We start from the raw sequence: 22,748 nt of genomic DNA, 5'->3' as shown, positions 1-22,748 counted from the left end.
CGCTCCCCCCTGCCCGAAAGCACCATGACCCCACGAAGAGGACCCCCGAATGTCCTTTTTCCCACCGGCGTTCACGCTCGCGGCCCCAGCCCCCGCCGCCCCGCCGCACACCGGCGGCCTGCTCCTCCTCATGGACGGCACCCCCGGCCTCCTCACCATCGCCGCCCTCGGCATAGCCCTGCTGCTCTTCCTGATCATCAAGGCGCGCCTGCAGCCCTTCGTCGCGCTGCTCGCCGTCTCCATAGCCGTCGGCCTGCTGTCCGGCCTGTCGGTCACCGAACTCTTCGGCACCGTCCAGAGTTCGAGCGCCGTCTCCACCATCGAGTCCGGCATGGGCGGCATCCTCGGCCACGTCGCGATCATCATCGGCCTCGGCACGATGCTCGGCGCGATCCTCGAAGTCAGCGGGGGCGCCCAGGTGCTGGCCCAGCGCCTGCTGTCCCTCTTCGGCGAGCGGCGCGCCCCGCTGGCCATGGGCCTGACCGGCCTGATCTTCGGCATACCGGTCTTCTTCGACGTGGGCATCTTCGTCCTCGCCCCGCTCGTCTACGCGGCGGCCAGGCGCGGCGGCAAATCGATCGTCCTCTACTGCCTGCCCCTCCTCGCGGGCCTGTCCATGACCCACGCCTTCCTGCCCCCGCACCCCGGCCCGGTCGCTGCCGCCGGCCTGCTGCACGTCCAGCTCGGCTGGATCATCCTCATGGGCGTCGTCTGCGGACTGCCCGCCGTCGCCGCGGCCTGGGCGTACGCGGCCTGGATCGGCAAGCGGGTCTTCGTCGCCGTACCGCAGGACATGGTGGAGGCGGCCGAGGAGGCGAAGCGCGCGGTGCTGGCCGAGCAGCGCGCGCAGGGAGTACCGGCGCAGGAGCGCCCGGTGCCGCTCGGCACCGTCCTGGCCATCATCGGCACACCGCTGATCCTGATCCTCGCGGCCACCTTCTCCTCGATCGCCCTGGACCCCTCCCCGTTCCGCTCCTTCCTGCAGTTCCTGGGCCACCCCTTCGTCGCCCTCACCGCGGCCCTGCTCCTGTCGTACTACCTGCTGGGCATCCGGCGCGGCTGGTCCTACAAGTCCCTGGAGACCGTGTCCACTTCCTCGCTGAAGCCGGTGGGCAACATCCTGCTGGTGGTGGGCGCGGGCGGGGTCTTCGGCGCCGTGCTGAAGGCGAGCGGCGTGGCCCAGGCCCTGTCGGACACCTTCCACGGCGTGGGCCTGCCGGTGATCGTCCTGTCGTACCTGATCTCGCTGGTGCTGCGGGTGGCGCAGGGCTCGGCGACGGTGGCGATCGTGACGACGGCGGGCATCGTGGCCCCGCTGCTCGCCGGGGACCACGCCTCGCAGCCCTTCACCGCCCTGGTCATCATGGCCATCTCGGCGGGCTCCATCTTCGCCTCGCACGTCAACGACGGCGGTTTCTGGATGGTGGCCAAGTACTTCGGCATCAGCGAGCGCGACACGCTGCGGACGTGGACCGTCCTGGAGTCGGTGCTGTCCGTGTCCGGTTTCGCCGTGGCCGGGGTCGTAAGCCTGTTTGTGTGAGGGAGATAAGTTGCCGACGCGACGCGCGGGCTGACTGGTTCCGGCACAGGGAAGTCGTCCATACTGCCGCCGTGGAGCAGCGCATAGGATCGAGCAGCAATCCGTTGAACACCGAAGCGTTGAAGGCGGAAGCGGTGACGAGCGAGCCCGTGACGGGCGCCGGGTTCGACCCGGCCTTCATCCCGGGGATCACGGGGCCGGCGTCGCCGTCGGAGCCGAAGTCCTCCCCGGAGCCGGAGGCCGACGAGCCTCTTGCCGAGAAGACGGCGGTGGACGAGGCCGGGGCGCTCGACGCCCCGACCGAGGACGCCCCGCCCTCGCCCGACGACGCCTCGGCCGACGCGCCGTCCGACGGCCCGTCCGATGCCCCGTCCGACGGTCCGGTCTTCGAGGCCGCCGACCGGCGCGCCAGGATAGTGGCCGACCACAAGGGCGTCCGGCTCAGCCTGGACGAGGAGTCCTGCGAGTTCGGCTGGGACGAGATCGCCGCGGTCGAGTCGGAGACCCCGCGCTTCGGCAAGCGCTACACGATCACGGTGCACACCCCGGAGCGGCGCTGGTACCCGATCGAGATCGAGGCCCCGTCCCGGTCCCGCTTCAAGGAGTGGGACGAGCAGCTGGACGCGGTCCTGGACGCGTACTTCGAGGACGGCGACTGAGCCACCCCTCCGCTGCCCACGAGCCGGCTCCTTCGGGGGCCGGCTCATCGAACGGCGACTGCAACGCGCTTGAGTCCCTTGAAAGGGCCCGATGCTCTCGGTCTTCGTCAACAAAACCAAGTCGATCGAGGAGCTTGAAGGGCACCGTTGGCCCGAGCCCCCGGCAGGCAGCACATCCCTGGTTCGCGGCGTTCACGCATTGAGACGCCGTGCGATCGAGGACCTGTCCGTCGAAGACGCCTTCCGCTCAGCCCCGGGAAGTGCCCGACCATGAGGGGCTGCGCCGCTCGACCCGGTCCAGGTCACCGGACAGCAGATGCCGGTGTTCGATTCCGAAGTCGCCGTTGATCAGCGTCGGTCGGGTGTCGCCGTAGTACCGGCCCACGACCCTGTCGGGCAGGAACCCCCGCAGCCGGTGCCGCATCCGCTTCGGGTACTCGACGGCCGCGCCCCACTCGTCCCCCGCTTCGTCGCTGGAGAACAGGACCCAGTGGTCCACGGCCACACGGGCATCCAGGTCCGGTGCCCCTCCGGTGTGGCTGTCGAGCGCGGGCACCGTCAGCTGGTCGGGATCGTTCGGGTGGTACCAGACGATGAGCGGCTTGGCCTGCCGCGCGTCGGTGTTGTCGAAGCAGCACAGCGCTATCGCGTGATCCGGGAAGTGCTCGGCGTAGAAGGCGAGCAGTTCCGGCTCGATGCGCGGCCTGCGTCTCCAGGGCACGCGATGGAGCGCGGTGTGGATCAGCGTGGGGTCGTCGGCGAGCAACACGGTGTAGACGTCGTGGTCGAAGACCCGCACCACGGGTTCGGACTCGGCACCCAACCAGTCCATGACCGCCATGCCGTCGGCCTCCACGGGCGGAGCGGCGACGGCGTCGACCATCCGCCGCAGCACGTCCCCGTCCCACCCGACCGACACGAACTGCTCCGGCACGAGCCGACGGGTCGGCAGATGCAGCAGCATCGCGTTCGGACCGTCCGCCAGGTTCGCCACGGTGTTCTGATACCCGAGCACGTGAATGAGCCCGTGCTCGGGGTGCCGCCGTCGCCCGCAGTAGAGCACCGTCCCGGAGAAGGCGGCCTCACTGGTCGAGATGCACATGCGAACCCCTCTCTCGGCGGACCAAGCAGCCGCCGGTGAACCGGACTAGGGTGTCGGATCCAGAAAGCTTACGGGCTTCGCACACTGTTTTTCGCGTGACCTCTCCTGCCTGACAGGCGGCCGCTATTGGACTTCTGGAACCCGGATATTCTCTAGATGCTTGATGATGAGATTGAAATCCGCAAGGGCCTTGAGGCAGAATTCCTGGTCGCTGGAGCTTATGGAATGGACGGTTTCGGAGAATGACGGGTCCATCAAGCCGTGCGCCTCTTCCTGGACTCTGCCGGGCAGCAGGACCCAGTTTCTCCGCGTCCTGTCGAGCAACCATTCGATCTGTGTAGGCAGTTCTGCGACGGTGCCTTCGATGAGTTCTGTGACCTCGTTGCGAGGTGTTTTGTAGCGCCACCCCATATAGGGAACCTGAAAATACTTGTAGACGTCGTTGTATTCCGCTGGCAGTTTGAACCAGGCTAGCTCACCGAACCTGCTTAGTGCATGTACCGCCTGCATGCTTCGAGTGTGCATGGTGATCCGATCATTCCGCTCCCCTGACCCGTCACGCCCGGGAGCATCACACCGCCGCCTCGCCTCCCGCAACGCGAATCGGGCGGGACTGGCCGAAAACGCGCACACGCGTCGGCGCCCGGACTCGTAGGGGAGTCCGGGCGCCGTGGGTCGGGCGGCGTCAGCTCACGGCATCGCGTGCACGTGCGCGCCCACCGCGTTCGACCAGGCGTTGCCCGAGGTCGCGTCCCAGTTGGTGGACCAGGTCATCGCGCCGCGGAGGTCGGGGTAGGTCTTCGACGGCTTGAAGGTGCCGCAGTTGGTGCCGGCGCTCAGGCAGTCGAGGGCGTTGTCGACGACGGAGGGGGAGACGTAGCCGCTGCCCGCCGCGCTGGTGGAGGCGGGGACGCCGAGGCCCACCTGGGAGGGGGCGAGGCCGCCCTGGAGCTGGATGCAGGCGAGGGCCGTCAGGAAGTCGACCGTGCCCTGGCTGTAGACCTTGCCGTCGCAGCCGAGCATCGAACCGCTGTTGTAGAACTGCGTGTTGACGACGGTGAGGATGTCCTTGATGTTCAGCGCCGTCTGGAAGTAGGAGGCGGACGTGGACTGCATGTCGATCGTCTGCGGGGCCATCGTGATGACGAGGGACGGGCCCGCCTTCGCCGACAGGGCGCGCAGCGCCTGCGTCATGTACGTCGCGTTCAGGCCGTTCTCCAGGTCGATGTCGACGCCGTCGAAGCCGTACGTCTGCATCAGCGAGTAGACGGAGTTCGCGAAGTTCGTCGCCGAGGCCGAGTCGCTCACCGACACCGTGCCGTTCTGGCCGCCGATGGAGACGATGACCTTCTTGCCCGCCGCCTGCTTGGCCTTGATGTCGGCCTTGAACTGGTCGACCGTGTAGCCGCCGAGGCCGGCCGAGTCCAGGTTGAAGGTGACCGCGCCCGGTGTCGTCGTCGCGTCCGCGAAGGCCACCGCGATGATGTCGTACGCGGAGGGGACGTCCGAGATCTTCTGCACCTTGGCGCCGTTGTTGAAGTTCTGCCAGTAGCCGGTCACCGCGTGCTTCGGGAGCGAACCGCCCGTGCCGCCACCGCCGGTTCCGGAGGAGTCGGTCGTCGCGGTCACCGCGGCCGACTTCTGCGACTCGCCCGCCGCGTTCGTCGCGCTCACCTGGAAGCTGTACGAGGTGGCCGGGGACAGGCCGGTCACGGTCGCCGACGTGCCGGTCGTGGAACTGACCTTCGCGCCGTTCTCGTACACGTTGTAGCCCGTGGCGCCCGAGGACGTGGACCAGGTGAGGGTCGCCGAGGAGGAGGTCTTGGCGGAGACCGTGAGGCCCGTGGGGGCGGCCGGGACGGCGGGGGGCGGCGTGGTGCCGCCGCCGGTGCCGCCGCCGTCGGGTCCGTAGAGGGAGACGTCGTCGGCGTAGTAGGCGGCCTGGCCGTACCACCCGTGCGTGTAGACGGTGACCGACGTGGTCGACGCGCCCGTGGTGAAGGACGTCGACAGCTGCTTCCAGGTGGTCGTGTCGGGGGTCCACGTGGAGACGTCCGTCGTGCCCGTGCCCGTCACGCCCAGGTAGGTGTAGCCGCCCTGGACCCAGGCGCTCAGGGTGTACGACGAGTTGGGCTTGACCGCGACCGTCTGCGTGCACTGGGCGTTGTCCTGCCCGGCCGGGGTCGCCTTCAGGGCGCCGGTGCCGGAGTGGACCGGGGAGGAGACCGTCGTACCGCTGCCCGCGCTGCACGTCCAGTTGGACAGGCCCGACTCGAAGCCGGCGTTGACGACGTTGTTGACGTCCGCCGCGGCGGCCGGGGCGGCGGTGGCGGCGAGGCCCGCGGCCGCGAGGGCGAGGGTGGTGGCGGCGGCCCATGCCGCCGGCCGGCGTCGGCCGCGAAGCGGTCTGGGGGTGCCTGGTGCGCGGTCCACGGGGACCTCCGGGGAGTCGTGGGGAAGTTGCCGGGTGGGGAGTGGAACCGGTGGCCATCGGTGCACACACAAGTTGGTCCAGACCAATTGCGCTGTCAAGAGGTCCAGACCGAAACCGTCTGCGGTCGCCCGCTCGTGCCCGCCCCGGCGCGCGCCGGAGCCTCCCCCGGTCGGCCGGTCGACTTGCCCCCCTTTGCGGCGACTTGACGCGTCGACTTCCACACCGGCTCCACCGACGCTGTTCTCCGGCCACACACCCGTGGATACAGTGCTCGGGTAGTCACGCAGTGAAGTCACCGGGGAGCGGCGCGTGCCAACAGCCATTGCCGTGACCAGTGCCGACCTGGCACTGCCGCCACAGGACGAACGCACCATGCCCGCCGTCGTGCTGGACGGCCTCGACGGGCACCCGCTCGACCACGCGCTCACCGAACTGCACGCCCTCGTCGAGCGGTACGGGCATGTCGTCGTCGTGTGCTCCGCGGCCACCCCGGAACCCGTCGTGCGCCGCCTGTACACCCTGCGCTCGCTGCTGGAGAGCGACCGCATCGCCCTGTTCCGGCCCGACCTGCCGCCCCTCGGAGTCGCCGTGCTCGCCCGCCAGTTACGGCAGCTCGCCTCCTGCGACCTCAGTCCCGGGGTGCTCGCCTCCGCCGGGCGGCTGCTCGCCCACTACATCCACGCCGGCGCCGTCCTCGGCTCCGTCGCCCGGCTGGACCGGGTGCCGGTCGGGCTGAGGGCGCACGCCAAGTCCTGGATGCCCGGCACCCGCTTCGCCGTACTCGCCCACCCCGAGCCCCAGCTCGTCAAGGCCGTGCCCGGCGCCACCCTCAAGGGCCCCGAATTCCCCACCTGGCTGCTCCTCGCCAAGGGACAGCTGCCCGCCGACTGGGCCGCCGGGCTCGGCGCCCAGTGGCAGGCCCAGGGTGTGCGCGAGACCCCGCTGCCCGCCGAATCCCGCACCTGGTGGGGCACCGGCCGCCTGATCGAGTTCTGCGGCCACCTGGACGACCTCTCCGTCCTCTACCAACTGGTCACCTCGGTGCGGCAGTCCACCTGTCACTGGTGCGGACTCGACGTCATCGGCGACCGCTGCGTCTTCTGCTCCGCCGTCCCGCCCGCCCACGAGCCCGCGACGCCCCGCGCCCTCGAACCCCGCACGCCCGCCTGACCCGAGCACACGTCCACATCCCGAACGACCGATTCCCCCAATGAGGTTGCACGGTTCATGAACTCCCGTCAGCGCCGCGGCGTGATCCTGCTGATCCTGTCGGTCCTGTGCGCCCTCGGCGCGTTCGCCGGCGTGCTGTCCGTCATCCACGACGTGGACTCCAAGGTCGGCCCCGAGGTCACCGCCTACCGGGTGCGCTCCGACGTCAAGCCGTACACCGCCCTGGACGCGGGGCAGTTCGTGAAGATCCGGATGCCCAAGAGGTGGCTGTCCGGGACCGCCGTCACCGACCTGCGGCAGATCCAGGGCAAGACCGCCGTCACCACGCTGCACGCCGGATCACTGCTGCAGAGCGACATGATCGTGGACCAGCCCGCCCTCCAGCCGGGGCAGCAGGAGGTCGCCATCATGATCGACGCGGCGACCGGCGTGGCCGGGAAGATCACTCCCGGGTCGCGGGTCAACGTCTACGCCACCTTCGCCGGGAAGAAGGACGGCGACCCGGACCAGTCGAAGATCATCGTGACCGACGCGCGCGTCCTCGACGTCGGCCGGATCACCGCCCTCGACCCCGACGCCGCCAAGAACGGCCCGCAGCAGCCCAGCGAGGCCGTGCCCATCACCTTCGCGCTGTCCACCCTCGACGCCCAGCGCGTCACCTACGCCGAGTCCTTCGCCCAGCGCGTCCGGCTCGCGCTGGTCGCGCCCGGCGGCGAGAGCGGCGTGCCGGACAAGGACCGCACCTACGAACTCGCCACGGACAAGTGAGAGGCGGCCCGCATGCCGACCAGGATCCTCCCGGCGGGCGCCGACCCGGACGCCGTCCGCTCCCTCGTCACCCTGCTCAGCCAGCTGCCCGACGCCGAGCCGCAGCCGCCGCTGACCGACTCCACCCAGCTGGTCGACGCCCTCGCCCGGCTCGCCGCCGAGTCCGTGGACGAACTCCCCGAGGTGCTCGTCGTCCACGAACGCATCGGCCCGTCACCGGCGTTGGAGCTGATCCGGGAGATCGCCCTGCGCTTCCCGGCCGTCGGCGTCATCCTCGTCACCAGTGACGCGAGCCCCGGTCTGTTCGCCGCCGCCATGGACTCCGGCGCCCGGGGACTGGTCGCGCTCCCGCTGTCGTACGACGAACTGGCGGGCCGGGTGCAGGCCGTCGCCCAGTGGTCCACGGAGGTACGACGCCACCTCGGGCACGGCGGGGAGGCGGCGGCCGGCGGCGGGGGCACCGTCGTCACCGTCAGCGGCGCCAAGGGCGGGGTGGGGGCCACGCTCACCGCCGTGCAGCTGGCGCTCGCCGCACAGGCATCCGGACGGCCCACCGCCCTGGTCGACCTCGACCTCCAGTCCGGCGACGTCGCCTCCTACCTGGACATCCAGTTCCGCCGGTCGGTGGCCGACCTCGCCGCGATCACCGACATCTCCCCGCGCGTCCTCGCCGACGCCCTCTTCCGCCACGACACCGGGCTGTCCCTGCTGCTCGCGCCCGCCGAGGGCGAACGCGGCGAGGAGGTCACCGACCGGGCCGTCCGGCAGATCGTGCGCGCCCTGCGCTCGCGCTACGAGGTCGTCGTCATCGACTGCGGCGCCCAGCTCGGCGGGGCCGGCGCCGCCGCGGTCGAGACGGCGGACACCGCGCTGCTGGTCACCACGCCGGACGTGATCGCCGTACGCGCCGCCAAGCGGACCGTGCGGATGTGGGACCGGCTCCAGATCCGCAAGGCCGAGGAGACCACGGCCGTCGTCAACCGGCACAGCCGGCACACCGAGATCCAGCCCGCGCTGGTGCAGCGGATCACCGGCACGGGACTCGCGCGCACCGCCGTACCCGCCAACTTCAAGGAGCTCCAGGCGGTGGTGGACGCCGGGCGGGTGCACGAACTCGACGGCCGCAGCACCGTGAAACAGGCCCTGTGGGCGCTCGCCGGGGAGCTGGGGCTCGCGCGGGCGGCCGAGGGCGCGCACCGGGGTCCGGCGCGCGCGGCCGGCGGCTTCCGGCGGCGGAAGGAGTGAACCGATGACGCGGCGGGACACGGACGAGGGCCAGGTGAGCATCGAGTTCCTCGGGATGACACCGCTGATCCTCCTCACGCTGGTGCTGATGTGGCAGGCCGTCCTGGTGGGGTACACCTTCACGCTCGCCGGGAACGCCGCCGACGAGGCGGTACGCGCGGGTACGGCGGCGGCGCCGGGCGGTGCCCGCGAGGCGGCCTGCTCGGCGGCCGGACGCAAGGACCTGTCGGCGGCGTGGCGCGGGAACGCGGCGGTGCGCTGCGGCGGCTCCGGCTATGTGACGGCCGATGTCTCCCTCAAGGTCCCGGTGCTCTTCCCCGGCCTGGCCTCCTTCCCCTTCACGGTGCACGGCCACGCGGGCGCGGTGGAAGAGGTGAAGGACTGAGATGGCGCACAGGAGAGAACGCGACCGGGGACAAGTCGCCCTGGAATACCTCGGGTTCGTGCCCGTCCTGCTGATCGTGGCGCTCGCCGGCATCCAGCTCGGGGCCGTCGCCTACGCCGCCGAGCAGGCCGGTACGGCGGCCCGGGCCGGGGCGCGCGCCGCGTCGCTGCGGCAGGACGCCCAGCAGGCGTGCGCCGCGGCGGTCGGCGGCGGGATCGACGTGCGCTGCTCGTCCGGCCGCGGGGGCGGCTCCGTGACCGTGACCGCCACCGTTCGCATCCCGAAGATCGTCTGGAGCTTCGGCGACGCCACCAAGTCCGCCACCATGCCGCTCGACCACTGAGGAGCAGGGGACCATGAGCCTGCGGGCACGCATCAGCACTCCGGAGGAGCACGGCAGACGGGGCGAGGACGGGCATCTGGTCGCCGCCTACCGGGCCAAGCTGCTGGAGGAGATCGACCTCGCGGAGATGGGCTCGCTGGCCGCCGCCGACCGGCGCAGCCGGCTGGAGCGGGTGCTCGGCCACATCATCAGCCGCGAGGGACCGGTGCTGTCGACGGTCGAGCGCTCCCAGCTGATCCGGCGGGTGGTGGACGAGGCGCTGGGCCTCGGCATCCTCGAACCCCTGCTGGAGGACGCCTCGATCACCGAGATCATGGTCAACGGCCCGGACGCCGTCTTCGTGGAGCGGTCCGGCCGGGTGGAGCAGCTGCCGCTGCGGTTCGTCTCCACCGACCAGCTGATGCAGACCATCGAGCGGATCGTGTCGACCGTCAACCGCCGGGTGGACGAGTCGAACCCGATGGTCGACGCCCGGCTGCCGTCCGGCGAGCGTGTCAACGTCATCATCCCGCCGCTGTCGCTGACCGGCCCCGTCCTCACCATCCGCCGCTTCCCGCGCTCCTTCACCCTCCAGGAGCTGATCGGTCTGGGCTCGCTGGCCGAGCCGATGGTGTACCTGATGGCGGGACTGGTGCGGGCGAAGTTCAACATCATCGTCTCCGGCGCGACCGGCACCGGCAAGACCACCCTCCTCAACGCCCTGTCCGGCCTCATCCCGCCGCACGAGCGCATCATCACCATCGAGGACTCCGCCGAACTCCAGCTCCAGCAGAGCCATGTGGTCCGGCTGGAGTCCCGGCCGCCCAACGTCGAGGGCAAGGGCCAGGTCACCATCCGCGACCTGGTCCGCAACTCGCTGCGGATGCGGCCCGACCGGATCGTGGTCGGCGAGGTCCGCGGCGGCGAGTCCCTCGACATGCTCCAGGCGATGTCCACCGGCCACGACGGCTCGCTGGCCACCGTGCACGCCAACAGCGCCGAGGACGCCCTCACCCGGTTGCAGACCCTCGCCTCCATGTCCGACGTGGAGGTGCCCTTCGTCGCCCTGCACGACCAGATCAACAGCGCGGTCGACGTGATCGTCCAGCTCACCCGGTTCGCCGACGGCGCCCGCCGCATCACCGAGATCGCGCTGCTCGACAGCCACGGCGGGGAGCCCTACCGGCTGGCCACCGTCGCCCGCTTCGACGCCCGGCCGATGACCGCGGACGGCCGGGTGTACGGCGACTTCGCCTACTTCCCGCTGCCCCGCCGCACCGCCGACCGCCTCCACATGGCGAGCCAGCCCGTCCCCCAGGCCTTCGGTGTCGCCCGCACCGCCGACCAGCTCGCCACCCGAGAAGCCAGGTAGGCCCCACATGGAACTCCACACCCTCGTCCAGCTCACCCTCGGGGCGACGCTGCTCGCCTGCGTCCTCGCGGTGGCCGGCGTGCACAGCCACGCCCGGGGCCGGGCCCGGCGCGCCGCCCTCGTGGACCGCCTCTCGCACACCGGCCCGCCACCCGCCGCCCCCGGCCGCCGGCGGTACTTCCGCGACCTCGACCGGCGGCTGCGCCGTACCCGCCCCGGCCGCCGGCTCGAACGGCGCCTGGCCACCACCGGACTGGACGTCACGCCGGGCGAGTTCTTCGTCGCCATGCTGGTCACGGTCGCCGCGCTCTGGCTGATCGGGCAGGCCGCGCTCGCCCCCTTCTTCGGGCCGATCGCCGGGCTGCTGGGCGTGTGGGCGGCGGTGCAGTTCCTCAACTGGCAGCGCCAGCGCCGTATCGAGCGGTTCATCGGCCAGCTCCCCGAACTCGCCCGCATCCTGGCCAACGCCACCCAGGCCGGACTCGCCCTGCGCACCGCCATCGGGATGGCCGCCGAGGAACTGGAGGCCCCGGCCGGCGAGGAACTGGCCAAGGTCGCCGACCAGTTGTCCGTCGGACACTCCCTGGACGACGCCCTCGGCGAACTCGCCGACCGGCTGCCCTCGCGCGAGCTGGTCGTCCTCGTCACCACGCTGGTCCTCGCCAACCGGGCCGGCGGCCAGGTCGTCTCCGCCCTGCGCAACCTCACCGAGACCCTGGAGGAGCGCAAGGAGACCCGGCGCGAGATCCGCACCCAGCTGTCCCAGGTGACCATGACGTCGTACGCCGTGCCCGCGCTCGGGATCGGCGCGCTGTTCCTGATGAACGGCGTCCGCGACGGCGCCCTGGCCCGGATGACCGGCTCCCCGGCCGGCCAGATCTGCGTGCTGATCGCCTTCGCGCTGTACGCCGTCGGCTTCGTCCTCATCCGCCGGCTCAGCCGCATCGACGTCTGAGGAGACACGCCATGGCCCTGCTGCTCGCCCTGCTGGCGGGCGTCGCCGTCTGGGGGATCTTCACCGGCGTGCGCATGTACCGCGCCGACGCCAAGCTCCCCGGCGACCTCGCCATCGCCCTGGAGGTGGGTGCCACCCGCACCGGCGCGGTGGGCTCCGTCATCGACCGCATGGGCATGCGCTACGCCCCGCTGGTGCTGCGCCTGATGGGGCCCCGCCTGGTCGCCAGGTACCGGCGCCGGATCGACCTCGCGGGCAACCCCGGCGGCCTGACCATCGACCGCTACGCCGCCCGCCGCGCGGTCTACGGCGTCCTCGGCGGGGTCGGCTGCCTGGTGTTCCTGCTGCGCGGCCAGTGGTTCGTGGCCGTACTGCTGCTGCTCTTCGGCGCGTTCTGGACCGAGGTCGGCATCTGGTCGGCGATCCGGGTGCGCAAGGACGTCATCGAGCGGACCCTGCCCGACTTCCTGGACGTGCTGGCGGTCGTGGTCAGCGCCGGGCTCGGCTTCCGGCAGGCCCTGGACCGGGTCGCCTCCCGCTACGAGGGCCCCTGGGCCGACGAACTGCGCATCACCCTGCGCCAGATGGACCTCGGCATGAGCCGCCGCCAGGCCTTCGCGGAGCTGCGCCGGCGCAACGACTCCGAGCAGGTCGCCATGTTCGTCACCGCGCTCCAGCAGGGCGAGGAACTGGGCGCGCCGATCGTGGACACCCTCGTGTCGCTGGCCAAGGACATGCGCCGCACCGACGCGCAGAACGCCCGCCGCAAGGCCGCCCGCGCGGTGCCCAAGGCCACGCTGATGATCACCACGTTCATGGTCCCGGCGACGATGCTGCTGCTGGGCGCGGGACTGCTGCTGGGTTCCGGGGTGGACTTCGGATCGCTCACGGGGAAGTGAAGGGCGTGACGGCCGGGCGCGTCGAGCGGTTGAGGGGGGTGACGAGGAGGTGTGTCACGGGACTTCTGGGACCGGCGGGGCGGGCGGACGAGCCGCCGTCGGAGCAATTGCAGGTCCGGGCGTTGCAGGCGCTGTGCCGGCAGGTGTTCGGCTTCCGGCTGGCGATGATCGTCGTGGCGGCCCCGGCGGCCCTGCTGAACGCCGCGCCCGGCCTGGGCGTCCGGCTGGTCGGTGCGGCCGTGATCGTCACCTTCATGGTGTCCTACGTCCTCTTCCGCGACTGGGAGCGCTTCGGCCCCCTGCTGCTGCGCCACCCGAGCCTGCTGGCCGCCGACACCCTCTTCGGCTCCCTCCTGCTGGTCTCGGCGGGCCCGGACACCACCCTCGCCTACGTCGGCGTCTGCACCCCGCTGCTGGCCGGCCTGCTCTACAGCTGGCGCGGGGCGGCCTGCTTCGCCTCCCTCCAGGCGCTGATCCTGTTCGTCGTCCACATCACCCTGAAGGCCGGCCGCGGCGCCTCCGTGGCCGAGGCCCTGCTGCTGCCCGGCCTGTGCGTCGTCGCCGGTGCCATGGGCTCGACCCTGCGCGGACTGATGCTCCGCTTCGGCGCCGCCACCGAGGCGCTGACGGCGGTACGGGCGCGGCTCGCGGCGGCGGAGGCGGTGAGCGCCGAACGGGCCCGCCTGGCCCGGGAGATGCACGACTCCCTGGCCAAGACCCTGTACGGGGTCGCGCTCGCCGCCGACGGCCTCGCGGCCACCGCCTCGGCCGCCGACCCCGACCCGGACCGGCTGCGGGAACAGGCCGCACTGGTCTCCCGTTCGGCCCGCCGGGCGGCGGCGGAGTCCCGGGAACTGCTGACGGACCTGCGCCGCGAACCGGCCGGCTCGGCCCCGCCCTTCTGGTCGGAACTGGCCGGCGTGGTGAGCGACTTCGCCGCGCGTACGACCCTCAAGGTGACCTGTGCCTGCCCGGACCCCCCGGCCACCCTGCCCCCGCTGTCCGCCGACCGCTCCCGCGCCCTGCTGTCCATCGCCACGGAGGCCCTGGAGAACGCCCAGCGGCACGCGGAGGCGACCCAGGTGGACGTGCGGGTCGCCGTCGACGGCGGGTCGCTGCGTCTGACCGTCCACGACGACGGCCGCGGCCTCCCGCCCGGCACCACGCTGGAACACCTGCGTTCCTCCGGCCACTTCGGCCTGCTCGGCATGGTCGAGCGGGCCGCCCAGGCGGGCGCCCGCATCCGGGTCGGCCGCGGCACCCACACCCGGGGCACGGAGGTACGCGTCGAACTCCCCCTGCCCGCCGCCCCGCCCCTGTAAGGAGGCACCCCATGCGCCGGCACGTGTTCCCGCCACCGGCCCGGCTGCGGCTGCTGGTGGCCGACGACAACCCCGTGGTCCGTGCGGGCCTGACGGCGCTGCTCGCGGACCGCGCGGACACCACCGTGGTGGCGGAGGCGACGGACGGCCGCGAGGCGTACGAGGCCGCGCTGCGGCACCGCCCGGACGTCGTCCTCCTCGACGTCCGCATGCCCGGGGTCGACGGCCTGGCGGCTCTGCCGCACCTGCTGCGTCTCGCGCCCGTCATGATGCTCACCTACAGCCATGACTCGCGGACGGTGCGGGAGGCGCTGCGCCTGGGGGCGGGGGGATACCTGGTGCACGGCGAGTTCACCACCGAGCAGCTGGTACGGGCCGTACGGGACGTCCACGAGGGCAGGCCGCACGTCACGCCCGGGGCGACCAGGGCGTTACTCGACGAGCTGCGGAGAAGTGCACCTGCACACGCGGAACCTCAACTCCCCGCAATCGGCGTCCAAAATACACTCCCTCCTCCTTCACAATTGCAATCCACTATGGGACAGTCGTCCCGGTCGCGGTTCCGGCTGAGTGTCAGGGAGGCGGAGATCATGGACCTCATCGCGTCCGGCATGACCAACCAGCAGATCGCCGCCGCCTGCTTCATCAGCGAGAAGACGGTCAAGAACCACATCAACCGCATCTTCGCCAAGCTCCAGGCCACGACCAGATCCCAGGCCGCCGCGAAATGGCTGGGGGTGGCCTGAGATGCCCGCCCGCGCCGACGCCAACGCCGCGCGATGGGCCCATGGTTGGGCCCAGGGACCCTCGGCCGGCCGGCACACCCCGCCGTACGGTGCCGGGATCGGAGACGAAGCTGGAGGGGACAACCGTGAGCAGATGGTTCAACACCACCGTGACGTATCTGATGACCCGCGCCGCCCGCGGCGACAGGGGGCAGACGGCGGTGGAGTACCTCGGCATCATCGCGGTGGTCGTGGCGATCGTGCTGGCGATCACCGGGACGAGCATCGGGCAGACGATCTACGACGCGATCACCTCGAAGATCTCCGAGGTCACCGGCGGCTGACCCGGCCGGGCCGTGACGCAGGGCAGGCCTTCCCCATCTATCTCACGGTGGTGGCGGGCCTGCTCTTTCTCGCGTTCGCCTACCTCGCGGTCGGCCAGGCCGCGGTGAACCGGGGCGGCGCCCAGACCGCCGCCGACGCCTCGGCGCTCGCGGCGGCCCAGGACGTGCGGGACCAACTCGCGGGCCAGTGGCTGAAGGTGCTGCGGGACCCGGCGAAGTGGCAGGACGTCTTCGACGGCCGTACGCCGATCCTCGGCGACCCCTGCGCCCGGGCCGGCGAACTCGCGGCCCGCAACGACGCCCGGCTGACCGCGTGCTCGCCGCCGGGCCCGCTGGAGTACCGGACCGAGGTGCGCACGGACAAGTCCGTCGGCCGCTCGGTCGTACCCGGGACCGAGAAGTTCAGGTCGACCGCCTCCGCCACCGCCGAGATCGAACCGCTGTGCACCTTCGAGCTCCCGGCCGAGGGCGCCGCCAAGGCCCCGCTGCCCCGGCTCACCTGCAAGGACAGGGTGTGGGACCTCGAACCGGACGATCCGTCGGGACTCCCCGGTCCCGACGACCTCTTCGACGTCCATCTGGCCGACTGACAAGCGAACGATGAGTGACGAAGGAAGCGGATGATGAGCATGCGGTTCACCGCGAGAGCCCGCAGAGGGACGGCCGCACTGGCCGTCGTGGCCGCTCTGGCCGCCGGCGCGGCCGGCTGCGGCGGCGGTGGCGACGACGGCAAGCGGCCGGACCACTCGGCATCCGCTTCCACGACGACCGGGTCGGACCCCGGCACCCAGGAGGGCCGGTCGGACCAGCCGCTGGCCGAACTGCGGGGCTCCGACGGGCTCGGCCTCCAGATCACCTCCGCGCAGCGGGACTCCGGCGGATTCGTCACCGTCAACGGCACCCTGAAGAACGACGGTTCCCAGAGCGTCGTCATCCCCTCCGCGCTGAGCGGCAACGAGACCGAGATCATCAAGAACGGGCGGTCACTGGGCGGGGCCACCCTGGTCGACCCGAAGGGCAAGAAGCGGTACTACGTGCTGCGGGACACCGAGGGCCGGCCGCTGACCACCACCGGCTTCTCGACCCTGCGGGCCGGTGACACCCTCGCCGTCTTCATGCAGTTCCCGGCGCCACCCGTGAACGAGGTGGAGTTCCAGCTGCCCACCTTCTCCTCCGCCACCCTCCACATCTCCGGTTGAGGGGCCGCCGTGACCACCCGACCCCGTCTCGCGCTCACCCTAGCGGCCGCGGCCCTCCTGCTCGGCGCGGTACCCCCTGCCGCGCACGCCACCGGCACGGACCCCACCGAACCGCCCGACACCGCGCCGTCGGCCGCCGCCCCGGTGAGGATCGACCCCCACGACCCGGACCTGAAGCTCCCGGAGGGCGCCACGCTGGCCACGCCCAAGGTGCTGGACATCAAGTCGGTGGTGGAGGACCAGAGCGGGGACGAACGCCGTGAGGACACCAACGCGGACGTCACCTTCGCCCTCCAGGCCGAAGTCCTCTTCGGCAAGGACAGCTCGTCGCTCGGCGCCGACGCCAAGGCCCGCATCGCCGCGATCGCCGACGAGATCCGCAGACAGCACGCCACCCAGGTCCGCGTCTTCGGCTTCACCGACGACCTCGGCTCCTCGGCCCACGGCGTCCTGCTCTCCCGGCAGCGCGCCAACACCGTCCAGTCGGTCCTCGCCCAGGACCTCGGCAGCCCGGACATCACCTTCGAGGTCCGCGGCTACGGCGAGCAGTACCCGATCGCCGACAACTCCACGGAGGAGGGCCGCCGCAAGAACCGCCGGGTGGAGGTGTCCTTCCCGCGCACCGCGCGGTGAGCGCGTCACCCGTTCGCCGTCAGCTCCACCCGCACCCCGGCCCGCACGCCCCACTCCGCCATCGCGCCCGCCTCCGCCTCCAGCACGTGCCGGGCGCGCGGGCGGGGCAGGCCCAGGCGGCCGGGGCGCATGGTGCGGACCGACAGAACGGTCAGGCGGCGGTCGAGGTAGGCGACGTCGATGGGGATGCGCATGCCGAAGGTGTGCACCGAGTTCGCCGGGGACAGCAGCATGGCGCCGTCGAGGGAGGTGCGGCCCAGCAGGCCCCGGGTGCGGGCGCGGTAGGAGGCGGCGATCTCCAGCGGGACGGTCGTACCCCGGGCACCGGTCCCGCCGGGCACGCCCAGCGTGCCCCGGCCGTCCCGCCAGCGTCGTCGTGCCATGTTTCCTCCGCGGTCGACAAGCGTGCCCCGTAAAGCGTTCGTCCCTCACGTTCTCCCCGCCGGGAAGACCTTCATGACCGCACTCGCAGTCGTGTTCAAGGCCGCGGCTGCCGCCCGCGCGGCCGCGGGCCTTCGCCCGGACGGCGGAAGCGGCGGGGCTCGACGAACCGCGGCCGTGGGAGGGCCGCTTCCCCGGGCCGTTGCCCCCAGGGGAAAACCGGAGGCCCCGGCCGCTCGTGCTCTGCCATCATCGGTGCCCGTGACAGGAAAGCCGTCGTTCGCAGAACTCGTGGCCGAGGGGGCCGCCGTGCCCACCGAGGGATGGGACTTCTCCTGGTTCGAGGGGCGGGCCACCGAGGCCCGGCCCTCGTGGGGGTACGCCCGGTCGGCGGGGGAGCGGCTGAGCCGCGCGGAGGCCGCGCTGGACGTCCAGACCGGCGGCGGCGAGGTGCTGGCCTTCGCCCTCGACTCGGCCGCCCCGGCCCGGCCGGCGCTGATCGCCGCCACGGAGGGCTGGGCGCCGAACGCGGCCAAGGCCACCGCCCTGCTGCGGCCGCGCGGTGTGGTGGTCGTCACCGCCCCGGACGACGCGCCGCTGCCGTTCGCCGACGAGGCCTTCGACCTGGTGCTCAGCCGGCACCCGGTGACGCCCCACTGGGCCGAGATCGCACGGGTGCTGCGGCCCGGCGGCACGTACTTCGCCCAGCACGTCGGGCCCGCCAGCGTCTTCGAACTGGTCGAGCACTTCCTCGGGCCGCAGCCGGAGTCCGTGCGCGGTGCCCGTGACCCGGAGCGGGAGCGGGCCGCGGCCGAGGCGGCGGGCCTGGAGATCGTGGGGCTGCGGGCGGAGCGGCTGCGGATGGAATTCCATGACATCGCCGCCGTTGTCCACTTCCTGCGCAAGGTCGTCTGGATGGTGCCCGGGTTCACCGTCGAGGCGTACGAGCCCCAACTGCGGTCGCTGCACGAGCGGATCGAGCGGGAGGGCCCGTTCGTCGCGCACAGCGCGCGGCATCTCGTGGACGCCCGCAAGCCCCGTTAGGCCCTCCGTCAGGGGCGCGGTGTCCACATCGTTATCGGACACTGTTCACACCAGCCTCACCCGTCACGTAAGTTCAGACCAACGCAATTCGCGCCCGCAAAGCAGCGCGAGGGGTACCGCGCAGCGGAGGGGGCTGCGCGGTGCCATGGCGCCCGGTGATCGCCTTCCCGGTGCGCGGGGGAGCCGTCAAGGCGTCGTTCGCTGACCGGGTAGCCCATCGGAGGGAACCTCGGGCAACACGCCGATGTGGCCACAAGATGGTGCAATCTCTTCGGATTCATTCGTATCCGGCCGGTTTCACCTGGGATTCTGTCGCCAGATGGCCGTGAGAGCCCTCGGAATCCGTCATTCCGTGGCCATCAGGGCGTCTCCGGGTGATTGCGGAGAGTAGTTCTGGCCCGCCGATGCCCCCATTCGCCCTCACGAAGGGTTATGGTGGAAACCCCCCCTCGGGCCGGTCCGTCTCCCCCCCACGGACCGGCCCGTTTTTTCTTGTCCGCGGACGGGAACCGCCAGGCGCCCGGCGCGCGTCCCAAGGTCGAGGCCCGGCGTCCCGATACCCGCCCACCCCCCAGGCCCCTGGCCGGACCAGGCCCCTGGCAGCGGTAGGCTCGACGGGCCCGGCACCGTACCCCGCGCCAAACCCTCCGGAGGGCCACGTGAACCTGCGCGACAAACTGCGCGGCCTGCTGGTCAGGCTCTACGCACGCCGGGTGGAGGGCCACCTCGACCACGCTCAGGTGCCCAAGCACATCGGCGTCATCATGGACGGCAACCGCCGCTGGGCGAAGGCGTCCGGCTCCACCACCGTCCACGGCCACCGGGCCGGTGCCGACAAGATCGAGGAGTTCCTCGGCTGGTGCACCGAGACCGATGTCGAGGTCGTCACCCTGTGGCTGCTGTCCACGGACAACTTCGACCGTCCGCAGGAGGAACTGGTCCCCCTGCTCGGCATCATCGAGGACGTCGTGCGCACCCTCGCCGCCGACGGCCGCTGGCGGGTGCACCACGTGGGCGCCATGGACCTCCTCCCCGCGGGTATGCAGGCCACCCTGAAGGAGGCCGAGGAGGCCACCGCCCACATCAAGGGGATAGTGGTCAACGTGGCCATCGGCTACGGCGGCCGGCAGGAGATCGCCGACGCCGTGCGCTCCATGCTCTTCGACGCCCACGACAAGGGCGTCGCGATGGAGGACCTCGCCGAGTCCGTCGACATCGACATGATCGGCCGTCACCTCTACACGAGCGACCAGCCCGACCCCGACCTCGTCATCCGCACCAGTGGCGAGCAGCGGTTGTCCGGATTCATGCTCTGGCAGACCGCCCACTCCGAGTACCACTTCTGTGACGTCTACTGGCCGGCCTTCCGCAAGGTCGACTTCCTGCGCGCGCTGCGCGACTACGCCGCACGTCACCGCCGGTACGGCGGCTGAGCCTCGGACCACGGCCCCGCCGGTCACCCGACCGGCGGGGCCCATGTGTACCCCGCTTCGGGCGGAAGTAACGAGGAGTTCACCGTCGTGCCGGTGGCCGCTTTTGCATGGCGGCGCCTGTTCGAGGGCATAGAGCAAGCAGGTCGATGCCCGACCCGGGCGTCGGATCTCAGCGGGCGGCTCGGGGTCGTCCGCCCGGGAGGCCCCTTGCACCAGCCCGACCGTGCGATACCGGCACGGAAGCAGCCGCGGAGGTCCGGCTCCCGGCCCGCCGCGCGCACGGGCCGCCGACCGGCCCGGTCTTTCCCGCCCTCCCGGCCCGGCTTCCACTTCGTCGCTCCCCGACCTCATCCGAGGGGGTACGTCCTTCCGTGGTGACCAGCACAAAGCGCCACAAGCCAGACCGGCGCACCTATGTTCTCGACACCAGCGTCCTGCTGGCCGACCCGAACGCCCTGATCCGCTTCGAGGAGCACGAGGTGGTGCTCCCCGTCGTGGTGGTCACGGAGCTGGAGGCCAAGCGGCACCATCCCGAACTCGGGTACTTCGCCCGTCAGGCGCTGCGCCTGCTGGACGAGTACCGGGTGCGGCACGGCCGCCTGGACGCCCCCATCCCGATCGGGGAACTCGGCGGGACCATGCGTGTCGAGCTCAACCACTCGGACCCCAGCGTGCTGCCCACCGGCTACCGCCTGGGGGACAACGACTCGCGCATCCTCGCGGTGGCCCGCAATCTGCAGGCCGAGGGGTTCGACGTCACCGTCGTCTCGAAGGACCTGCCGCTGCGCATCAAGGCGTCGTCCGTGGGCCTGCTCGCCGAGGAGTACCGGGCCGAGCTGGCCATCACGGAGAACTCCGGCTGGACCGGGATGAGCGAACTGTCGCTCCCCGGCGAGCAGGTGGACATCCTCTTCGAGGAGGGACACCTCTATGTGCCGGAGGCCGCCGGCCTTCCCGTGCACACCGGCCTGACCATCCAGTCGGAGCGCGGCAAGGCGCTCGGGCGCGTCACCGCGGAGGGCAACGTCCGGCTGGTGCGCGGCGACCGGGAGGCGTTCGGCATCAAGGGCCGCAGCGCCGAGCAGCGCATCGCCCTCGATCTGCTGCTCGACCCGGACGTCGGGATCGTCTCCATGGGCGGCCGGGCCGGCACCGGCAAGTCGGCGCTGGCGCTGTGCGCGGGTCTGGAGGCGGTGCTGGAGCGCCGGCAGCACCAGAAGGTCATGGTGTTCCGGCCGCTGTACGCGGTCGGCGGGCAGGAGTTGGGCTATCTGCCGGGCACCGAGGCGGAGAAGATGAGCCCCTGGGCGCAGGCCGTCTTCGACACGCTGTCGGCGGTCACCAGCCGGGAGGTCATCGAGGAGGTCACCGCGCGCGGCATGCTGGAGGTGCTGCCGCTCACCCACATCCGCGGCCGCTCGCTGCACGACGCGTTCGTCATCGTGGACGAGGCGCAGTCGCTGGAGCGGAACGTGCTGCTGACGGTGCTGTCCCGGATCGGCGCCAACTCCCGGGTGGTGCTCACCCATGACGTGGCGCAGCGGGACAACCTGCGAGTCGGCCGCTACGACGGCGTCGTCGCCGTGGTGGAGAAGCTGAAGGGGCATCCGCTCTTCGCGCATGTCACGCTGACACGCTCGGAGAGGTCGCAGATCGCCGCCCTGGTGACCGAAATGCTCGAAGACGGCCATATCTGAGCCGATAGCACCCGTTGGCGCCGCCCGGCAAAGGCATCAGAGCCTAGCGGGCGGCGTCTTCGTGTGTGGGGCTTTCCGGAATCCCCTTGGGCCAAACGGGATGTGAGCTTTCACACTCAACTCGGAATTGCCACTCGGCGTCCGGTTACGGCAGAGTCTCAGTCCTGTCAGGCCCCGCATACGACACAGCCGTACCCCCAGCGGTCCGGCACCACAAACGCACCAACTCCATAGAGTTCGTCGTATGCCGCCCGAGCACCACGCGGCGCTCCCCGCAGGGGGAGTTGCCCACCGGGCCCGCGCCTCCCGTGACCCCGCAGTTGGGAGGCCAGTGCCAGGGGCACGATTGCGTCCGCCAGGGTCACCGAAGCGGGCGATGCTGGAAGGAAACCGTGTGAGCCGGATTTCGGTCCGGGGATTCGCAGTGGCCTCGGCCACCGCGGTCACCGCCGTCGGAAGCGTCGTCGGAGTTGCCTCGGGCAGCGTCGCGCAGAACAACGACGCCGCGGAGCCGACGGCAGCAGCCGACACCACGCTCCTCGCGGACATACCGACGGGTCAGCAGGCCCAGGTCCAGTCCGCGACCCTGTCGCAGCAGGCCGACTCGCAGGCGATCGCCGCGGACGCGAGCGCCAAGAAGGACGCCGAGGAGGCGGCCCGCAAGGCCGCCGCCGAGACCGCGATCGCGAAGAAGGCCGCCGCCGAGAAGGCGGCCGAGGAAGCCAAGCAGCGCGCGGAGACCAAGGCCGCCGCCAGCCGTGGCGACATCAACGCCAGCTTCCCGGTGCAGGGCTCCTACACCATCGCCCAGATCCAGGCCATGGCCCGTCAGATCGTGCCGTCCGGCCAGTTCCAGTGCTTCAGCAACATCGTGAACCACGAGTCCAGCTGGAACTACCGCGCGGTCAACCCCTCGTCGGGCGCCTACGGCCTCGTCCAGGCCCTGCCCGGCGGCAAGATGGCCTCCGCGGGTGCCGACTGGCAGACCAACCCGGCCACGCAGATCAAGTGGGGCCTGAACTACATGAACCAGCGTTACGGCAGCCCCTGTGACGCCTGGACCTACTGGCAGGCCAACGGGAACTACTGAGTTCCGTCCCGCCACGCTCAACCTCGCGC

General features: G+C 71.4%; 24 protein-coding genes. 20 read left to right on the top strand and 4 right to left on the bottom strand.

Annotation, left to right across the window (positions count from 1 at the left end):
- Positions 1-49 precede the first annotated feature (49 nt).
- Positions 50-1,540, top strand: a complete 1,491-nt coding sequence (locus tag HZZ00_RS32085; RefSeq protein ID WP_180329650.1) for a GntP family permease — start codon at positions 50-52, stop codon at positions 1,538-1,540.
- A 71-nt stretch (positions 1,541-1,611) separates the two neighbouring features.
- A complete protein-coding gene (locus HZZ00_RS32080) occupies positions 1,612-2,199 on the top strand; it encodes a hypothetical protein (RefSeq protein WP_306856137.1) in 588 nt (195 codons plus the stop codon).
- A gap of 247 nt (positions 2,200-2,446) precedes the next feature.
- On the opposite strand, the gene HZZ00_RS32075 is transcribed toward HZZ00_RS32080, so the two are convergent.
- The 3 genes from HZZ00_RS32075 to HZZ00_RS32065 all read right to left on the bottom strand — a co-directional run bounded on the left by HZZ00_RS32075 (position 2,447) and on the right by HZZ00_RS32065 (position 5,734).
- Positions 2,447-3,301 (bottom strand): hypothetical protein, encoded by an 855-nt coding sequence (locus tag HZZ00_RS32075; protein ID WP_180329649.1) that lies wholly within the window; start codon positions 3,299-3,301, stop codon positions 2,447-2,449.
- Positions 3,302-3,424: 123 nt separating this feature from the next.
- A complete protein-coding gene (locus HZZ00_RS32070) occupies positions 3,425-3,811 on the bottom strand; it encodes a hypothetical protein (RefSeq protein WP_180329648.1) in 387 nt (128 codons plus the stop codon).
- Positions 3,812-3,991: 180 nt separating this feature from the next.
- On the bottom strand, positions 3,992-5,734 hold the full coding sequence (locus HZZ00_RS32065; protein WP_180329647.1) for a chitinase: 1,743 nt from the start codon (positions 5,732-5,734) through the stop codon (positions 3,992-3,994).
- Positions 5,735-6,044: 310 nt separating this feature from the next.
- On the opposite strand from HZZ00_RS32065, the gene HZZ00_RS32060 reads away from it, so the two are divergent.
- The 14 genes from HZZ00_RS32060 (at position 6,045) to HZZ00_RS32000 (ending at position 17,074) form a co-directional block, all read left to right on the top strand.
- The gene (locus HZZ00_RS32060) at positions 6,045-6,905 is read left to right on the top strand and encodes a hypothetical protein (RefSeq protein ID WP_257585484.1); all 861 of its coding nucleotides are present in this window, start codon (positions 6,045-6,047) and stop codon (positions 6,903-6,905) included.
- Between the two features lie 57 nt (positions 6,906-6,962).
- On the top strand, positions 6,963-7,673 hold the full coding sequence (gene cpaB, locus HZZ00_RS32055; RefSeq protein WP_180329646.1) for a Flp pilus assembly protein CpaB: 711 nt from the start codon (positions 6,963-6,965) through the stop codon (positions 7,671-7,673).
- 12 nt (positions 7,674-7,685) lie between these two features.
- A complete protein-coding gene (locus HZZ00_RS32050; RefSeq protein WP_180329645.1) occupies positions 7,686-8,918 on the top strand; it encodes an AAA family ATPase in 1,233 nt (410 codons plus the stop codon).
- A 4-nt stretch (positions 8,919-8,922) separates the two neighbouring features.
- On the top strand, positions 8,923-9,303 hold the full coding sequence (locus HZZ00_RS32045) for a TadE family protein (RefSeq protein ID WP_180329644.1): 381 nt from the start codon (positions 8,923-8,925) through the stop codon (positions 9,301-9,303).
- A 1-nt stretch (position 9,304) separates the two neighbouring features.
- Positions 9,305-9,646, top strand: coding sequence for a TadE/TadG family type IV pilus assembly protein (locus HZZ00_RS32040; protein WP_180329643.1), 342 nt, complete (start codon positions 9,305-9,307; stop codon positions 9,644-9,646).
- A gap of 13 nt (positions 9,647-9,659) precedes the next feature.
- The gene (locus HZZ00_RS32035; RefSeq protein ID WP_180329642.1) at positions 9,660-10,997 is read left to right on the top strand and encodes a CpaF family protein; all 1,338 of its coding nucleotides are present in this window, start codon (positions 9,660-9,662) and stop codon (positions 10,995-10,997) included.
- Positions 10,998-11,004: 7 nt separating this feature from the next.
- Positions 11,005-11,952 (top strand): type II secretion system F family protein, encoded by a 948-nt coding sequence (locus HZZ00_RS32030; protein WP_180329641.1) that lies wholly within the window; start codon positions 11,005-11,007, stop codon positions 11,950-11,952.
- Between the two features lie 11 nt (positions 11,953-11,963).
- Positions 11,964-12,851, top strand: a complete 888-nt coding sequence (locus tag HZZ00_RS32025) for a DUF5936 domain-containing protein (RefSeq protein WP_074993128.1) — start codon at positions 11,964-11,966, stop codon at positions 12,849-12,851.
- Between the two features lie 65 nt (positions 12,852-12,916).
- Positions 12,917-14,173 (top strand): sensor histidine kinase, encoded by a 1,257-nt coding sequence (locus HZZ00_RS32020; protein ID WP_257586026.1) that lies wholly within the window; start codon positions 12,917-12,919, stop codon positions 14,171-14,173.
- 11 nt (positions 14,174-14,184) lie between these two features.
- Positions 14,185-14,919 carry a response regulator transcription factor gene (locus tag HZZ00_RS32015; protein WP_180329640.1) on the top strand — a complete coding sequence of 245 codons (735 nt, stop codon included), beginning with the start codon at positions 14,185-14,187 and terminating at the stop codon, positions 14,917-14,919.
- A 125-nt stretch (positions 14,920-15,044) separates the two neighbouring features.
- The gene (locus tag HZZ00_RS38885) at positions 15,045-15,242 is read left to right on the top strand and encodes a Flp family type IVb pilin (protein ID WP_070029141.1); all 198 of its coding nucleotides are present in this window, start codon (positions 15,045-15,047) and stop codon (positions 15,240-15,242) included.
- On the top strand, positions 15,239-15,832 hold the full coding sequence (locus HZZ00_RS32010; protein ID WP_257586025.1) for a pilus assembly protein TadG-related protein: 594 nt from the start codon (positions 15,239-15,241) through the stop codon (positions 15,830-15,832). Before HZZ00_RS38885 ends, HZZ00_RS32010 begins: the two co-directional genes overlap by 4 nt.
- A 33-nt stretch (positions 15,833-15,865) precedes the next feature.
- Positions 15,866-16,441 (top strand): hypothetical protein, encoded by a 576-nt coding sequence (locus tag HZZ00_RS32005; protein ID WP_180333789.1) that lies wholly within the window; start codon positions 15,866-15,868, stop codon positions 16,439-16,441.
- A 9-nt stretch (positions 16,442-16,450) separates the two neighbouring features.
- The gene (locus HZZ00_RS32000; RefSeq protein ID WP_180329638.1) at positions 16,451-17,074 is read left to right on the top strand and encodes an OmpA family protein; all 624 of its coding nucleotides are present in this window, start codon (positions 16,451-16,453) and stop codon (positions 17,072-17,074) included.
- Between the two features lie 5 nt (positions 17,075-17,079).
- Here HZZ00_RS32000 and HZZ00_RS31995 read toward each other — a convergent pair whose 3' ends face one another.
- Positions 17,080-17,457 (bottom strand): DUF192 domain-containing protein, encoded by a 378-nt coding sequence (locus HZZ00_RS31995; RefSeq protein ID WP_180329637.1) that lies wholly within the window; start codon positions 17,455-17,457, stop codon positions 17,080-17,082.
- A gap of 259 nt (positions 17,458-17,716) precedes the next feature.
- Between HZZ00_RS31995 and HZZ00_RS31990 the strand changes: the two genes are divergently transcribed.
- The 4 genes from HZZ00_RS31990 (at position 17,717) to HZZ00_RS31975 (ending at position 22,719) form a co-directional block, all read left to right on the top strand.
- Positions 17,717-18,499, top strand: a complete 783-nt coding sequence (locus tag HZZ00_RS31990; protein ID WP_180329636.1) for a class I SAM-dependent methyltransferase — start codon at positions 17,717-17,719, stop codon at positions 18,497-18,499.
- A gap of 659 nt (positions 18,500-19,158) precedes the next feature.
- On the top strand, positions 19,159-19,932 hold the full coding sequence (locus HZZ00_RS31985) for an isoprenyl transferase (protein WP_070029124.1): 774 nt from the start codon (positions 19,159-19,161) through the stop codon (positions 19,930-19,932).
- 371 nt (positions 19,933-20,303) lie between these two features.
- Positions 20,304-21,629 carry a PhoH family protein gene (locus HZZ00_RS31980; RefSeq protein ID WP_180329635.1) on the top strand — a complete coding sequence of 442 codons (1,326 nt, stop codon included), beginning with the start codon at positions 20,304-20,306 and terminating at the stop codon, positions 21,627-21,629.
- A 376-nt stretch (positions 21,630-22,005) separates the two neighbouring features.
- Positions 22,006-22,719, top strand: a complete 714-nt coding sequence (locus tag HZZ00_RS31975) for a transglycosylase SLT domain-containing protein (protein WP_074993130.1) — start codon at positions 22,006-22,008, stop codon at positions 22,717-22,719.
- Positions 22,720-22,748 lie beyond the last annotated feature (29 nt).

The organism is Streptomyces sp. NEAU-sy36 (assembly GCF_013423905.1).
Taxonomy (GTDB): domain Bacteria; phylum Actinomycetota; class Actinomycetes; order Streptomycetales; family Streptomycetaceae; genus Streptomyces; species Streptomyces misionensis.
This window is presented reverse-complemented; position numbering and strand designations above follow the sequence as displayed.